The organism is Streptomyces sp. NPDC060049 (genome assembly GCF_042736715.1).
In the GTDB taxonomy this organism is placed as follows: Bacteria; Actinomycetota; Actinomycetes; order Streptomycetales; family Streptomycetaceae; genus Streptomyces.
Genome location: NZ_JBHWVV010000005.1, coordinates 66,313 through 80,127 on the forward strand (window position 1 = coordinate 66,313; position 13,815 = coordinate 80,127).

Below are 13,815 nucleotides of genomic sequence, written 5' to 3' on the forward strand. Positions count from 1 at the left end.
ACCCGCCGCTTCAACGACGCTGTTGGCCGATACGGCCAGTCGCGTGACGTCGGCCTTCGAGACCCGGTTGTGGTCTCGAAGGCCGACATTGCTGTTTGGGGTCAGTACGCTCCACCGCCGACGAGGTGCGCCGGGGCCACGACGTCCGGAGAGGCACCGACCTCGGTCCACCCCTGCGACCCGCCCGCAGTGCCGCCCTAGCGTCGCCCCCGCAGTGCTGCAGTGGCCGGGCACCGGCAGGGTGGAGGGATGAGCCCTGCTCTGCGCGTGGTCGTCTATAGAGCCATGCAAGGCGAGTTCGTGCTGTCTGCCCGTGATCAGCATGGCCGACCTTGGCGAGGAGGGCGAGCGCAGGTCGCGTCCGCAGGGACCACCGCCTTGAACACCACCGGGGCCGACACGACGGGCCTCCGAGTCCCGGAGGAGGGGCGCAGCACTTCTTCTCATTCGTCCGCACTTGTGCGGGAGAGTCGGCGCTGGCGGACCGCTGTGACGGGCGGATCTCCCGCCCCTTGGCGGCGTCCCTTCCCCCTGAGAGCTTGCGCTGCCGGTGCGTTGCGCCGGCGCCAACGACCATGAGGCGGTAGCCGGACTCTTCCGTGACCGACGAGAGCGCAGCCGTGGCGCTCGACGGCAGCGACGTGTACTCCACGCGCACGCGTCGGCCGTGGTCCCAGATCTCTACCGGCAGGGCCCGCCCGCTGCGGTCGTCCGTCGACTCGAGCACCTCGCGCACACCGTCACGGCGGGCCACGACATAGCGGTCCCCGTCCTCGATGACACGGACCTGCCCTTCCTCAGCGACGAGGTCACGCTCCGAGGCCGGGATCCAGGAGATAGCCCCGGCCCGAGGGCAGCGTCAGTCTGCCCGTCGTGGCCGCGTCCAGCGCGCCGGCCTGCCGCGACTTCCCGCGCCCAGCCGACCCCAGGAATCCGGCGGTCACTCAGATTGCTTGCAGGGCAGGAGGGTTGAGACTGTCGTGAGACTGCGGCGGCCAGTCCGGTCGGTAGCGTCATGCCCGCCGGATCCGGACGGGGAGCACCCCTTCCGGACGGTGATGATCGGCTCGGGTCGGCGCCGCCCGCCGCGGCGGATGCGGGGCCGGGTGCTGGTGCCGGGACGGACGGTGTGGGGGGCGGGGCCGGTGGGAGGCGGAGCGAGCTGGGTGAGCTCGGCCGGCTCCTCGCCGTACGGTTGCGGACCGGGATCGCCGATCGCCACCGGGGCGTACTGGATACGGGACGGGCGGCGGGCTTCGGCGGCGATGCGGGCGGCCAGGCGCTGCATGAAGTCCTCGGTGCTGCGGCCGACCACCTGGGCGCGGATCGCCTCGGCCTGGTGGGCCATCAGCTCGGCGGAGGCCTCCGTTCCCGTGCCGGCCCGTGCCGGGTCCGCGGACGGCTGGTCCTTGGTCCCGTCGTCCTCCGCGTGGGCGGTGGGTTCGTGTGCGGTACCGGCCTGCTGGTTCAGGAGGTCTTCCGGCATCAGGAGTCCCCTTTCTCCTTTGGAAGTTCCGTGAGCATGAGTATCTCCAGGCGTTTCCTGGCTCTGGAGGCGTTGGTCTTCGCGGCGGTCTCGGTGATGCCCAGGGCTTGGGCGATCTGCGGGTAGGACAGGCCCAGCAGGTCGTAGAGCTGGAGGCATTGGGCCTGCAGCGGTGCGATCGCGGCGAGATCCTCCATCGCGCGGTCCAGGCGGTCGTAGCGGCCCAGCTCCATCAGGTAGGTGGTGGTGGGCAGCTCGGCGACCGGACGCTCGTTGCCGCTCAGGCGGGCCGCGCGCCGCAGGGAGTCGATGATCGCGTGGTTGAGGATCCGAAGGGCCAGCGCGAGCGGGTTGGGATGGACAAGGATGCGTTCGATCTTGCGGTGCATGATGAGCATGGCGTCCATGACGGCGTCCTCGGCGTCATGGGGGTTGCGCAGGCTGTAGGTGGCTATGCCCATGAACATGTCCCAGTGCTCGCGGATGAAGTCCTCGCCGCGGGGGTCGAGGACGGGGCGGGCGGGTTCCGGGCCGAGAACGTCGTTCTCCCTGCCGAACGGGTCGTTCACGGTGAACGACCCGATCGCCACCACCACGGAGAAGGCCGACGCCACCTTCCACGTCGGCTACTGACGGGGGTCGGCTCGGGCCTTTGGCTTCACGGCCGTTGGGAAACGCCGGCCTGGTCCCCTCGGGGTGAACCCGAAGGGACCAGGCGGTGTCCGTGGGGAGATCGACCCGGACGGGCCCGTCGACCGTACGCGGTGGGGCAGGGGGAAGTCCGCTTACGGAAGGTGAACGCGGGCGCGTGTCTTGACGCGCACCGCGCGGGGCTGGCTTCATGTGCCTACGAATGGGAGTGCTCCCAGCGGTGCGGTGCTGGGGTCTCCTGCCAGCAGTAGCTCCCCAGCGGGACGGTCGCGGTGCAGACACCGTCGGCGCCGGTGGTGCAGGTGGCGCCCACGGACGTGTCCGGGGCGGCGCTACCGGTCTGCAAAAGGCCGGAGATCAGCAGCGGGCGGGGCGCAGCGATCGGCGCTGCCTCCTGCGGTGCGCCAGACGTAGCGCCAGTTCCGGTAGATGCCCCGCATGGTGGCATCGGTGGAGTCTGCGAACAGCACCGACCCGGTCTCGTCCCGGAAGGTCAGAACGGCGTCGTGGAGTCGCCGTTCGACGCCCTGACCCCGGGCAATACCGCCAGGTCCCCGAAGATCGCGAAATCCTCACGCGGCAGTTCCACGGTGGCCCGGAACGCAGCCGCCTGCGGGCCACCCCACGGGCCGGGACCGGCGCCGAGGTAGACCAGGTCCAGGTCAACGACCCCGGCCTTGTTTGTTACCTGACCGCCGACGCCGGCGCGGAGGCCGACGGCCCGGCGCGCCACGGGTGGGTGGCGTTGCTGCCGGGCCGTCGGTCACTCATGCGGTCTCACTTCCCGTGCAAAGCCCTGCGGCGACGTCCGCGAAGCACCAGCACGCTTCCGGCGGCGATGGCCAGCAGGCCACCGAGGGCGCTGTAGGCGATGGTGTTGCTCACCCCGGTGGACGCCAGGCCGCCGGACGTGCTGCTCGGGGTCGGCTGGCCGACGGGTACGCCGCGCTCCGCCTGCGCACGGGTGCCGGTCGTGCCGGAGGCGGTAACAACCGGCGTGGCGGCGGTCGGCGTGGGGGCGGGCGTCGGCTTGGCAGCGCCGGCGGTCCCCGACGCGGGCTTCAGCTGAAGAGTCGTGATCGAGTACGGCGGCAGCGTCTGTGCGACCGCCGTGCCCCGCTCCGCCGTCGTCAGGGCAGTATCTCCCTTGGCATGCGAAACGGTCGTGACCGCCCCTGCGGCCGGAGTGAATCCGGCGTACGAGAGCGACACCTGCGCCGCGTTCTGCGGGCTCTTGTTGATCAGCATGACGTTCAGACCGCCGTTGCCGCTCCGCACCGCGTGCACGGCAACCGACGGGTTGCCCGAGGACGACTTGACCATGGTGTCGCCGGGCTGCGCCAGTGCGGTCAGCGAGCGGATGCCCCAGTAGGTGGGAAAGGGCGTGTCGCGCGGCGGTTCGCACTTCCCCCCGGCGCAGGTTCCAGCGGAGAGAACACCCCCGTCCTGGTAGTCGGTCTCGCCGAGGACGGTGGTGGGTGCTTCGCCCGAGCCGTTGTGCAGGTTCCACCAGTCCACGTGGGTGGCACCCTGCTCGAACCAGGTCATGTAGGTGTCCGGCGCGAACAGGGCCGCGGCCTGGCTGGTCAAGGCGGGCGAGCCGACGGCGTCGGTCTCGGTGACCGCGATCTCCACCGAAGCGGCGCGCGAGCCCGCGTACTTGGCGATCAGCGAGCGCAGCGAGGACGTGGCCCCGGCGATCCGCGAGGGGGTGTTCAGCAGGTCGGCCGTGGTGGTGCCGCCCGGATACCAGTGGACGATGACGAAGTCGATCGAGCTTGCCGCGATGGAGAGCACCGTGTGGTTCCAGTCGGCGCTGTCACCGGGAGCCTTCTCCGTATCCGGCCAGCCGCCGGGGGTGGTGAGCACCGCTCCGATCTTCACCTTCGGGTCCACGGCCTTCATCGCCTTCGAGTAGGCGACCAGGTTCTTTCCGTACTCCTTCGGGCTCTTGTCGGCGTGGGTGTCGGTTTCCCAGCCCTTGCCGTTGCCGTAGTGCCCGTTGCCGTAGACCTCGTTGCCGATCTCCCAGTACTTCACGCCGTAACCTTTGTCGACGTTGGCGTACTTGACCCAGTCGGCGGCCTCCTGGGGGGTGCCGGAACCGTAGTTCGCGGTCAGGATCGGCTGGGCGCCGACCTCCTTCGCGGTGGCCATGAAGTGGTCGAAGTTGGTGTTGGAGGGGATCCAGCCGCTGCCGTCGCCGGAGGTGTGGGTCTTCCAGTGGTATTCGTCTGCGCCGGAGCCGCCGGGATAGCGCAGTTGCCGGACTCCCGCGGCCTTCATCAGCGATGTCACCTTGGGGTCCCCCATGTGCTCGTCGCCGAAGCCCGTGTTGAGGCCGACACCACTGCTGGGCACCGTGCCCAAGGAGGTACCGGCATCCACACTGATGCGGACGGTCGGTGCGGCGCCCGCGCTGGGCGCCAGGGAGCCGACACCGGCCGAGGCGGCGAGCACCGCCACCGCCCCCACGACCAAATGCCGGAGCGTCCGGATACGGCGAGGCGTGCGACCCCGAAGCATCGGCTGCTCGGGGGATCTCGGGTCGTCTGGTGACACGTGGGGCTCCGATCGGGTGTTGACACAGAGGGCATAGCGCCGCTGACCGCGGCTCGCCCTCGTCGGTACACCCCTAAGTGGCCGCTCAAAGCGGAAAGGTTGCCATCTCCTTTGCGACCTTCTCCAGCTCGATCAGCATCGTTCGATCATGCAGCATCCAGGTTTCTGCCGGAACCTGTGAGGCTTCGGCGCCGCCTGGCACAGGTTCGCCGGAACGTGTGCGCTTTTCGACATTGGTCGTGAGGATCGTGATCGACTTCAGATACCTCCGATTGATCACCTGGAAGAGGGCCGAAGCGCCGTCGCCCGGCAGCGGGAGATAGCCCAGTTCGTCAACGCCGCCGGCGACGCCGCCCCCCGACGCCTGGTAACGCCTCGTCGCCCACATGCTCCGCTCCTACGCCAACCCGGAGCCCCCTGCCCCCGATGCCCGACGCCCCTACACCCACCGCCCTCTACCGCGCCATGGTCCGCCTCACCCGCCCCGCTTCCGAGTGACCAAAAAGGCTGCCGGTCGAGCGATTGAGCAAGCCGGGGCCTCGCAGGTGACAACCAAGCTGCTTCGACCGGTCCCATTCGCCCGACGGGGCCCAAAAGCGGGCCCAGCCCGGTCGACCGCGCACGTCCGGGCAGCCAGCACCACCTCATCGTCGACGGCCAGGGCATCCCGTTCGCTGTCTCGCTGACCGGCGGCAACCGCAACGACGTCACCCAGCTGATACCCCTGCTGAAGAAGATCCCATCGGTCGCCGGCCTGGTCGGACGGCCAAGGAAGCGGCCCGACAGCCTGTTGGGCGACCGTGCCTACGACCACGACAAGTACCGCCGCCTGGTCTGGGCGGCAGGGGTGAAACCGGTGATCGCTCGCCGCGGCGTCCCGCACAGGTCCGGACTCGGAGTCCACCGGTGGGTGGTCGAGCGGACCATCGCCTGGCTGGGGCCGCGAAGGGGCCCAGTCGGCCCAGGAAGCCCGCCTGGCGCAGGGCTGTTCCCATGGGGCATGGCGGGTCCCGGCACTCCTGACCGGGGGACGTGCCTACTTTATCTGCCGCCCGCGCCAAAAGTGTGAGCGCTCACATCCAGCTCGTCAACAACCCTGACAAGGACGAGATTCTGATGACACCTCATTAGCAGACCGGTTGCGACACGGTACTTGACGACCTTTCATGCCCCATGGTCTTCTCCCTGAACACACCAGATGTTCGGCTTTCAAGTTGTTAGCGCTAACAGTGCGCCGGAGATCCGGTGACCCCCACCCCGCAGGGGTCACGTCTTGCCGCTGCCGCGGACATGCCGTGCCCGGTCCGCACGCAGCGGGAAGAACCGACCCTGCCCAGTCGCCCCTAGGAGGGTGCAGATGAACGCTTTCGATACAGCTCCACGAACCTCGACACGGCGAGGATGGCGGCCGCGGATGGCCGCCCTGCTCTCGATGGTCTTCGTGGCCGGCTTCCTGGCGATGGTGAACCCGTCGTCCGCCTCGGCGGCCTCGGTCGACACCGGCAAGTGGTACGTGCTGGTGAACCGCAACAGCGGCAAGGCGCTGGACGACTACAACTTCGCCACCGCCGACGGTTCGCCCGTCGTCCAGTGGACACGGTCAAGCAACGAAGCCCAGCAGTGGCGCTTCCTGGACTCCGGCAGCGGCTACTACCGGCTGCTGAACCGTAACTCCGGCAAGGTCCTGGACGACTACGGCTGGTCCTCGGCCGACGGCGCCGACGTCGTCCAGTGGAGGGACCTCAACGCGACCAACCAGCAGTTCCGCCTCGCCGACTCCGCCAGCGGCTACGTCCGCCTCCTGAACCGCCACAGCAGCAAGGCCCTCGAGGTCCAGAGCGCCTCCACCGCCGACGGCGGCAAGATCGTCCAGTACACCGACTGGGGCGGCAGCAACCAGCAGTGGCAACTCGTTCCCGTCGCCGACGCCGGCACCGGCACCGGCACGTGCGCTCTTCCGTCGACCTACCGCTGGACATCGACGGGTCCGCTGGCGGAGCCGGCGAACGGGCAGGTCGCGTTGAAGGACTTCAGCACCACCGCGTACAACGGCAAGCACCTGGTCTACGGGACGACCTCCAACGGAACGTCGTGGGGCTCGACGGGGTTCAGTCCCTTCGCGAACTGGTCGGACATGGCAACGGCCACCCAGACCGGGATGAACGATCCCGCGGTGGCGCCCGAAGTGTTCTACTTCGCGCCGAAGAACGTCTGGGTGATGGTGTCCCAGTGGAGTCAGTGGCCGCTCTATTACCGCACGTCCAGCGACCCCACCAACCCCAACGGCTGGTCCGCCTCGCAGCCGCTGTTCACCGGCAGCCTCCCCGTCGGCCCCCAGGGCCAGAAGGACGCCCCGATCGACCCGACCATGATCGCCGATGACCAGAACATGTACCTGTTCTTCGCCGCTGACAACGGCAAGATCTACCGGGCCAGCATGCCGATCGGGAACTTCCCCAGCAGCTTCGGCTCCTCGTACACGACGGTCATGAGCGACACAACGGACCTTCTGTTCGAGGCGCCGGAGGTCTACAAGGTCCAGGGCCAGAACCAGTACCTCATGATCGTTGAGGCGCAGGGTACGAACCGCTACTTCCGCTCGTTCACCGCCTCCAGCCTGAACGGTCCGTGGACCGTCCAAGCCGGCAGCGAGAGCAGCCCCTTCGCGGGCCAGGCCAACAGCGGTTCCACCTGGGCCAAGGGCGTCAGCCACGGTGACCTGGTCCGCAACAACCCCGACCAGACCAAGACCATTGATCCCTGCAACCTGCAGTTCCTTTACCAGGGCCTCCCCACCAACACACCGGCGGGCACCGACTACCCGAGCCTGCCGTACCGGCCGGGTCTGCTCACCCTGCAGCGCTGACCCGCCTGATCCACGATGATCGCGATGGAGCGCGGTCCGCCGACGCGTAGACGAGCTGTCTACGGCGTGGGCAACTCCACCTACTCACCGCACCGAGGAACCCCAGCCGCGCATCGGCAAGATCGCACACATAGACCAGCAACCTGGCCCCAGCCCTCTTCCTGCCGGCATCTTCGACTCCCTCGCTGGCGTGGGTGACGGGCGGTGGTTCTCAGTCGGCCAGGACAACGTGTACTACGACAACATCCGCACGTTCGGGAAGACCCTGGCTCCCCTCATCCACACCAGATTGCACGACCTCGCGTTCTCCTCGCGCCCGGAAACCACTCCCCGTTGGACGGGGCCCAGACTCGATTCCGTTCTCTCACTGGACGTCACCGTCGTCTCCCTGCTCCGCAGCGTCCAGAAGCAGAGCGTTCGAGGCCAGTTCCATCGGATCGCCACAGGGGGCGCCCGGCGCTGCGTTCCTCAAAGGCAGTACACATAGTGGCGGCGTAGTCGGCGGGTGGACGGTGTTGGTCTGCCCCAGACCCATGGCTTCGCGCGAGCGTTGAGTTGGGAGGTTGCAAGTTCGGTTGCCTGGGTGATCTCGTCTGGGCCGGCGAAGGTCTGGCCAGCGAGTGCGGCTTTGCGGAAGATGCGCCACCAGCCTTCCTGGAGGTTGAGCCAGCAGGCGCCGACGGGTATGAAGACGTGCCGGATACGCGGGTGGTCCTCGAGCCAGGTCCGGGTGGAGAGGCTGTTGTGGGAGGACACGCTGTCCGTGACCACGTAGATGTCCCCACGGGGGTTGGCTTCCTCAAGCAGCTCGAGGAACTGCTGGTAGAAGACGCTGTTGCGGGAGGGTGCGGTCATGGTGACCTGTTGTCCGTCTGCCACGCGCAGGCCGCCGTAGACCCAGGTCTTCTCCGGGCCGCGGCCGTAGTCGAGCTCTGCTTTGATGCGGTGTCCGTCCGGCGACCAGCCCGGCGCCGGCGGGAACGTACGCGGGATCACCGGCCCGAGCTCGTCGGCGCAGATGACCGTCGCACCGTCGAGCGGGCAGGTATAGAGGCCGACAACCCGCGTCCTTTTCCCTCGAAATCTGGGTCCTTCGAGCGAATCCAGGAACGGGTACGACGCCATCTGACACCCTCGGCCAGCAGGATTCTGCGGACCTGTGACCGGCCCACCTCGATCCCGTGGCGGCGGGCAGCCTCAGCAAGGGCGTCGAGTGTCCACTCAGGTGCCCCCGACTCGTCCTCCGCAGCCAGTTCGCCATCCTCGTACCTGGTCAAGCGCCCCTGCGGGGCTTGCCTGACCAGCGCGATGATCCTCGACCGCTCAGCCTCGGTGATCCGGCGCGGCCGGCCAGCCACCGGCCTGTCCTCCAGCCCTTCCACCCCCAGCGCGTTGAAGCGGTGGAACCACCACCGCACCGTCTTGGCATGACAGCCCAGCTCCGCTGCGATCGCCGCTACCCGCAGACCGTCCCAGCTCAGGGCGATGATCCGGGCTCTCATCACCAGATCAGCCGGCGCCTTCCGCGCTCCTGCCAGCCTGGCGATCACCCTCTCCTCATCCGGGCCCGACGCAGCCCGAGCCCGCAGCAATCCCGGCACAACCCACCCCCAGCAGCCACCCCAACAGAGCATTCATACCCATAACTTGAGGAACGCAGCACTAGCGGGCGACCAGCGGCCGTACGTGGGCCAGCAGCAGTTCCAGGAACCGCTCCGGCCGTCGGAACGCCGCGAAGTGGCTGCAGTCCTCGATCACCGCGAAGCCCTTGACCGGCGCCTGGACGTCGTCAAAAAAGCGGCGGGCGAGCTCCGGCGACGTAAGGACGTCCTTCTCGCCCTGAAGGATGAAGAAGGGGAGCTCGAATTTCGTGCCGTCCGCCCAGTCGTCGAACCCGGCGGTGGCCTGAGTGATCTGCTCCGAGAGGGTCATGCCTTTGACGAAGAGCCCCAGCTCTCGCAGCGAGTGCAGCGGCGAGAACCACAGGGACCCCATGACGATCTTCTTCATCGTGTCCAGGGTCAGCGGGTCGCTGGTGGCCAGCAGCTTGGCGTGCATCGCGCGTTCGCGGGCTGTCCACTGCTGCTCATCGGGGTGGAGCGCCCCAACTGCCGCCAGTTCCTTACGCTTTCCGGCAGCGCGCAGGCGGTTGAGCAGGGCCTGGTGTACGGAGTTGTCGCGGCCGGCGTCGTGGATGTTCTGGTCGGTGCCGACGTATGAGGAGTAGCGCTCGGGGAACTCGCGGGCGAGCCGCAGGCCGAAGGCACTTCCGTAGGAATGGCCGAGCAGGACGATCTTGTCGGCGCCGAGGCGGGTGCGTACGTGGTCGGTGACCTCGATCGCGTCCGCGTAGATCCGGTCGAAGGTCATCTCGCCCTGTCCCTCCGGACCGCCGCGGCCGAGGGTCTTGAGGGCGCCGCGCATGTCCCAGCGGACGATCGTGAAGTGCTTCTCCCAGGATCTGGTGCGCGGCCCGAAGATCGCGGTCGAGGCTCCGGGGCCGCCGTGCAGTTCCAGGATGACCGGGTTGGCCAGATCCTCGCCGCGGACCGAGATCCACTGCTCGATGCCGCCGATGCGGACGAAGCCCTGCTCGTCGATGCCGTTCGGGGCGTCGATCTTCATGAGGGAGGCGTTGCGGGAGCGCTTGAAAGCGCGGTAGCCGAGGACGCCGGCCGTCGGCGCGGCGAGGAGGGTGGCTGCGGAGGTGGCGACGATGGTGGCGAGCATGACGACTCCTTGAGTGTCCGTTCCAGCGAAACTGTATATGCCGTAAGCGGTTGGCTATACGTTATAAACAGTTAGAGTGAGGTGTCAACGGGAATCGGCGGAGGAGGCGTGTGTGGCCACGAAGAAGGTCGGGAAACAGGTCGGCGTGAAGGCGAGCTTCGCGCTGCTCTGGGGCGAGCAGGAGCTGCCGAGCCGGGGCCCGAAGCCCTCGCTCACCGCGGGCCGGATCGCGGAGGCGGCCATCGGGATCGCCGACAGGGAGGGCCTGGACGCAGTCTCGCTGGCGCGGGTGGCCAAGGAATTCGGCGTCACCGCGATGGCCCTCTACCGGTACGTTCCCGGCAAGACGGAACTCCTCGACCTGATGGTCGACCTCGCGATCGGCCCCCCGGTCCCGGTCGGCGACATCCCCGGCGGCTGGCGCCCGCAGCTGACCGAGTGGGCCCGGCAGTGCCTGGCGATGTACCGCCGCCACCCGTGGATCCTGACGGCGACCGGCATGCGCCGCCAGATCATGGGCCCTCATCAACTCGGCTGGCTGGACACGGCCTTGGCCGCACTGGCCGAAACAGGGCTGTCGGCCACCCAGCGGCATGACACGTTCCTCCTGCTCGTAGGCCATATTCGCAATGTCGCCCAGCAGTACGTCGACCACGACGAGTCGGCGAACGAAGAGTGGGCACATCTGACGGCCGAAGTCCTGGAGCGGCACGAGGAGCGCTTTCCCGCCCTGACGGAGGCGATCGCGGCGGGCGCCTTCGCTCCGCAGGGGGGGAGTCCGCTGGACTTCGGCCTGGAGCGGATCTTCGATGGTGTGGCGGCCCTGATCCCCCAGTGAGCGGGGCATCAAACTGACCGGTCGCGAACGCAGCTGCGGCTGACAGCCAACTGCGACACGCCGCTGCGCGTTCCCAGAACTCACGGCCCTGCGGGGCGCTCAGGGAGGCGTACAGCGGCTAGAGCGGAGTTGCTACGGGCTGCACGGCGGGGGCTGCCAAGGTCAGACTCGCTCAGGCAGTCGGCGGACCTCAGCACGCGCTCTAGCCCGCCCACGGTGTCGCGACTGAGGCTCGGCGCGGCCCACCTTCCCGCCGGGCGTGCCGAGCTGCGCCAGCCCACTTTTGCCCTGACCCGCTGCCTGACCGGCGAGGGCATGCGCCCCGGACGCATACGGGTGCAGGGGATGGGCAGGCGCGATGTGTCCACGTGGTGGGGAAGCGACGGACCGGGGATGCCGGAATCAGTCCGGCACACCGTGAGAAAGGAATCGCACGATGGAACAGTCTGAGTTGGAAAGCAAGGTCCAGGAGCTGGAAACGGCTCTGGCCGTCCAGGAGGCGACCATGGCCGGAGCGCAGGCCACACAAGCAGCCACACAGGCGGGAATGACCTCGACGTTCAGTGCAACACACGCGGGAACGTGGTCCGTGATGGTCACCGGCAGCGTCGCACTGCTGGCGGGAATCTTCCTCGGCATGGCCATCGCCAAGGAAAACTGACGACCGGATCCCGCCCTTACCGAGAACGCGCCGCGTCTGGCCCTACGCCGCCCTCTACCCGGCCACACGGCCGCCGGTCGGAGGGCGGGTCGCTGTGAGGTGCCGCTCTAGCAGCAGAGCTTGGTGCTCGCCAGACCGAGGCCGCCCCAGGCTGTATCAGCCGGCCCCCGCAGCCGAACCCCGCAACGTGCTGCGCGCCCATGTCCAGGCGTAGCCGCTTGAAGCGCAGCGGGTGGCGCCACACCCCGCCCCGGTCGACCGCCCGGTCCGCGCTGATCTCCGCCACCAGCTCGGGACGGACCAGGGTGGTGTCCAGAGCCTCCCGCGCCCCCCAGGACGCTGCGAACCGGACGTCTTCCCACGGATGCCCGGGGCCGGCCGGGGCCAGGTGCTCAGCGACCTGGCGGGCCTGCTCCGGGCGCAGTGCGGTCGTCCGGCCGACGGTGCGCAGTCGACCCGTGGAGTCGTGGCGGCCCAGGACGAGGAGCACCCGTCCGCCCGGACCGGCCGGCGTGAACACCAACAGCCGGTGCCCGTCGAACTTCTATTCAAAAGCCAGACCCGGACCGGACCGAGGCCCGGGATCGTCTCGGCAGCCTTCGCCAGCATCGGCGCAACCGGAGGCCTCAGCACCACAACCGCACACCTCCACCCCGCGCACCGGCCCCCACGCCCCAGCCTGCCGCCCATCCCGCCTCCCGGCCCGCACACAACGCCGGACGGGTGCAGCCAGGCCGCCTTCCACAGGCTGCGGCCCGCCCATCCGGGTGAGCCCGTCCCCGGCGTACTGCCACGCCCCGACGTGCAACCGTCCCCCCAGGTCCAGCGGCTGAGTTCGGGGGGACGACCAGGTCCACGGTCAGGACTAAGGAGTGGAAGCCGCCGAGTCGATGCGCCCCTGTTCACCCGTACGCCGTCGATCGTCAGCACCACGATCGAGGGCGCAACCGGATGGAGCCGAATGGGCGAGCTCCAGGTCGGCTGAGCGCCGCCGCGCAACCCGTCGTCCAAAGGCTCGTTGGATGCCGTATGACGCATGCGGGCAGGCACAAGACCGGACGGCTCCTCGCGGCAGCAGCGGCCGCCGCCCTGGCCGCGATCGGACCCCTCGTCGCGGCCCCGGCGGGGGCCGCCGCGGCGGGTCCGGTGCTCGACCGGGACTTCGCCGACCCGGACGTCGTGTAGGTAGGCCGTACCTACCACGCCTACGCGACAAACGGCGACGGCAAGTACCTGCAGCACGCCACCTCGCGGGACCTGGTCCACTGGACGATGGCCGCCGATCCACTGCCCGAACCGGGTAACTGGGCGGAACCGAACCGCTCGCTGGTGTGGGCGCCCGAGGTCTTCGACAACGGCCACGGCTTCACGCTGTACTACACCGCCCGCGACCGGGCGAGCCGCCGTCAGTGCATCGGGGCAGCGCTCTCCGCCTCCCCCAACGGCCCGTTCACGCCGGTTGGGGACGGCCCACTGGTCTGCCCAGCCGGCCTGGGCGGCGCCATCGACCCGTCGAGCCACACGGAGAACGGTCAGCGCTACCTGCTGTGGAAGAACGACGGCAATTGCTGCGGGATGGACACCTGGATCCACCTCCAGCCGGTGTCCCCCGACGGCACGCGCACCACGGGCGAGCCCGTCCGGCTGCTCCGGCAGGACCGCGCGTGGGAGGGCGCGCTCGTCGAGGCGCCCACCCTCGTCAAGCGGGGCGGCCGGTTCGTGCTCTTGTACTCGGCGGACTCCTACGAAGGGCCCGCCTACAAGACCGGCTACGCGGTGGCGAGCCGGCTGACCGGCCCGTACACGAAGGCGGACGCCCCGCTGATGACCACGGAGTCCTTCGGCGGCACCGTACTCGGCCCGGGCGGCCAGGACGTGGTGACCGGTCCCGACGGGCGGGACCGGATCCTCTTCCACGGCTGGAGTCCGGACGGTACACGACGGCGCGTCCTGTACGCCGCCCGCCTGGACTTCGCGGGTGGCCGCCCCGTGGTCCGGGGCTCCGTGGTGACGGGGTGAGG

General features: G+C 69.0%; 13 protein-coding genes and 2 pseudogenes. 6 read left to right on the forward strand and 9 right to left on the reverse strand.

Annotated features, from left to right (window positions below; all coding sequences use genetic code 11):
* Positions 1–940 precede the first annotated feature (940 nt).
* The 5 genes from ACFWBY_RS10455 to ACFWBY_RS10475 form a co-directional block, all read right to left on the reverse strand.
* Positions 941–1,486 (reverse strand): hypothetical protein, encoded by a 546-nt coding sequence (locus tag ACFWBY_RS10455; protein ID WP_385331991.1) that lies wholly within the window; start codon positions 1,484–1,486, stop codon positions 941–943.
* Positions 1,486–2,100, reverse strand: coding sequence for an RNA polymerase sigma factor (locus ACFWBY_RS10460; RefSeq protein WP_385331988.1), 615 nt, complete (start codon positions 2,098–2,100; stop codon positions 1,486–1,488). The genes ACFWBY_RS10455 and ACFWBY_RS10460 overlap by 1 nt, the downstream gene beginning before the upstream one ends.
* 530 nt (positions 2,101–2,630) lie before the next feature.
* The gene (locus ACFWBY_RS10465) at positions 2,631–2,870 is read right to left on the reverse strand and encodes a hypothetical protein (RefSeq protein ID WP_385331985.1); all 240 of its coding nucleotides are present in this window, start codon (positions 2,868–2,870) and stop codon (positions 2,631–2,633) included.
* Positions 2,871–2,914: 44 nt separating this feature from the next.
* Positions 2,915–4,612, reverse strand: a complete 1,698-nt coding sequence (locus ACFWBY_RS10470) for an LPXTG cell wall anchor domain-containing protein (RefSeq protein WP_385332169.1) — start codon at positions 4,610–4,612, stop codon at positions 2,915–2,917.
* Positions 4,613–4,784: 172 nt separating this feature from the next.
* Entirely contained in the window at positions 4,785–5,087 is a 303-nt protein-coding gene (locus ACFWBY_RS10475) for an ATP-binding protein (RefSeq protein ID WP_385331982.1), read from the reverse strand.
* Positions 5,088–5,285: 198 nt separating this feature from the next.
* On the opposite strand from ACFWBY_RS10475, the pseudogene ACFWBY_RS10480 reads away from it, so the two are divergent.
* A pseudogene (locus tag ACFWBY_RS10480) lies at positions 5,286–5,636 on the forward strand (transposase); the annotation flags it as partial.
* A 477-nt stretch (positions 5,637–6,113) separates the two neighbouring features.
* Positions 6,114–7,565 carry a non-reducing end alpha-L-arabinofuranosidase family hydrolase gene (locus ACFWBY_RS10485; RefSeq protein ID WP_385331979.1) on the forward strand — a complete coding sequence of 484 codons (1,452 nt, stop codon included), beginning with the start codon at positions 6,114–6,116 and terminating at the stop codon, positions 7,563–7,565.
* Between the two features lie 468 nt (positions 7,566–8,033).
* On the opposite strand, the gene ACFWBY_RS10490 is transcribed toward ACFWBY_RS10485, so the two are convergent.
* From ACFWBY_RS10490 to ACFWBY_RS10500, 3 genes are read right to left on the reverse strand one after another with little or no spacing between them, the layout of a single operon-like run.
* Positions 8,034–8,561, reverse strand: a complete 528-nt coding sequence (locus tag ACFWBY_RS10490) for a transposase (RefSeq protein ID WP_385331976.1) — start codon at positions 8,559–8,561, stop codon at positions 8,034–8,036.
* Positions 8,558–9,199: a helix-turn-helix domain-containing protein gene (locus ACFWBY_RS10495; RefSeq protein WP_385409644.1), complete on the reverse strand. Its 642-nt coding sequence runs from the start codon at positions 9,197–9,199 to the stop codon at positions 8,558–8,560. The genes ACFWBY_RS10490 and ACFWBY_RS10495 overlap by 4 nt, the downstream gene beginning before the upstream one ends.
* 28 nt (positions 9,200–9,227) lie before the next feature.
* Entirely contained in the window at positions 9,228–10,295 is a 1,068-nt protein-coding gene (locus ACFWBY_RS10500; RefSeq protein ID WP_385331973.1) for an alpha/beta fold hydrolase, read from the reverse strand.
* Positions 10,296–10,407: 112 nt separating this feature from the next.
* Here ACFWBY_RS10500 and ACFWBY_RS10505 point away from each other — a divergent pair, with 112 nt between their 5' ends.
* Both ACFWBY_RS10505 and ACFWBY_RS10510 read left to right on the forward strand, forming a co-directional pair.
* Positions 10,408–11,133, forward strand: coding sequence for a TetR/AcrR family transcriptional regulator (locus tag ACFWBY_RS10505; RefSeq protein WP_385331970.1), 726 nt, complete (start codon positions 10,408–10,410; stop codon positions 11,131–11,133).
* 436 nt (positions 11,134–11,569) lie between these two features.
* The gene (locus ACFWBY_RS10510) at positions 11,570–11,794 is read left to right on the forward strand and encodes a hypothetical protein (RefSeq protein WP_385331967.1); all 225 of its coding nucleotides are present in this window, start codon (positions 11,570–11,572) and stop codon (positions 11,792–11,794) included.
* A gap of 16 nt (positions 11,795–11,810) precedes the next feature.
* Here the strand turns inward: ACFWBY_RS10510 and ACFWBY_RS10515 are convergent, their stop codons facing one another.
* Positions 11,811–12,314, reverse strand: a complete 504-nt coding sequence (locus ACFWBY_RS10515) for a hypothetical protein (protein WP_385409645.1) — start codon at positions 12,312–12,314, stop codon at positions 11,811–11,813.
* A 509-nt stretch (positions 12,315–12,823) separates the two neighbouring features.
* On the opposite strand from ACFWBY_RS10515, the gene ACFWBY_RS10520 reads away from it, so the two are divergent.
* Both ACFWBY_RS10520 and ACFWBY_RS10525 read left to right on the forward strand, forming a co-directional pair.
* Positions 12,824–12,979 (forward strand): hypothetical protein, encoded by a 156-nt coding sequence (locus ACFWBY_RS10520; RefSeq protein ID WP_385331964.1) that lies wholly within the window; start codon positions 12,824–12,826, stop codon positions 12,977–12,979.
* An 18-nt stretch (positions 12,980–12,997) separates the two neighbouring features.
* Positions 12,998–13,813, forward strand: a pseudogene (locus ACFWBY_RS10525) (glycoside hydrolase family 43 protein); the annotation flags it as partial.
* Between the last annotated feature and the right edge of the window lie 2 nt (positions 13,814–13,815).

Bases quoted from the DNA above. Each gene is read 5' to 3' on its own strand.
- ACFWBY_RS10455 (WP_385331991.1), bottom strand. From the start codon at position 1,486: ATGCCGGAAGACCTCCTGAACCAGCAGGCCGGTACCGCACACGAACCC.
- ACFWBY_RS10520 (WP_385331964.1), top strand. From the start codon at position 12,824: ATGACGCATGCGGGCAGGCACAAGACCGGACGGCTCCTCGCGGCAGCA.
- ACFWBY_RS10500 (WP_385331973.1), bottom strand. From the start codon at position 10,295: ATGCTCGCCACCATCGTCGCCACCTCCGCAGCCACCCTCCTCGCCGCG.
- ACFWBY_RS10475 (WP_385331982.1), bottom strand. From the start codon at position 5,087: ATGTGGGCGACGAGGCGTTACCAGGCGTCGGGGGGCGGCGTCGCCGGC.
- ACFWBY_RS10495 (WP_385409644.1), bottom strand. From the start codon at position 9,199: ATGCTCTGTTGGGGTGGCTGCTGGGGGTGGGTTGTGCCGGGATTGCTG.
- ACFWBY_RS10485 (WP_385331979.1), top strand. From the start codon at position 6,114: ATGGCCGCCCTGCTCTCGATGGTCTTCGTGGCCGGCTTCCTGGCGATG.
- ACFWBY_RS10510 (WP_385331967.1), top strand. From the start codon at position 11,570: ATGGAACAGTCTGAGTTGGAAAGCAAGGTCCAGGAGCTGGAAACGGCT.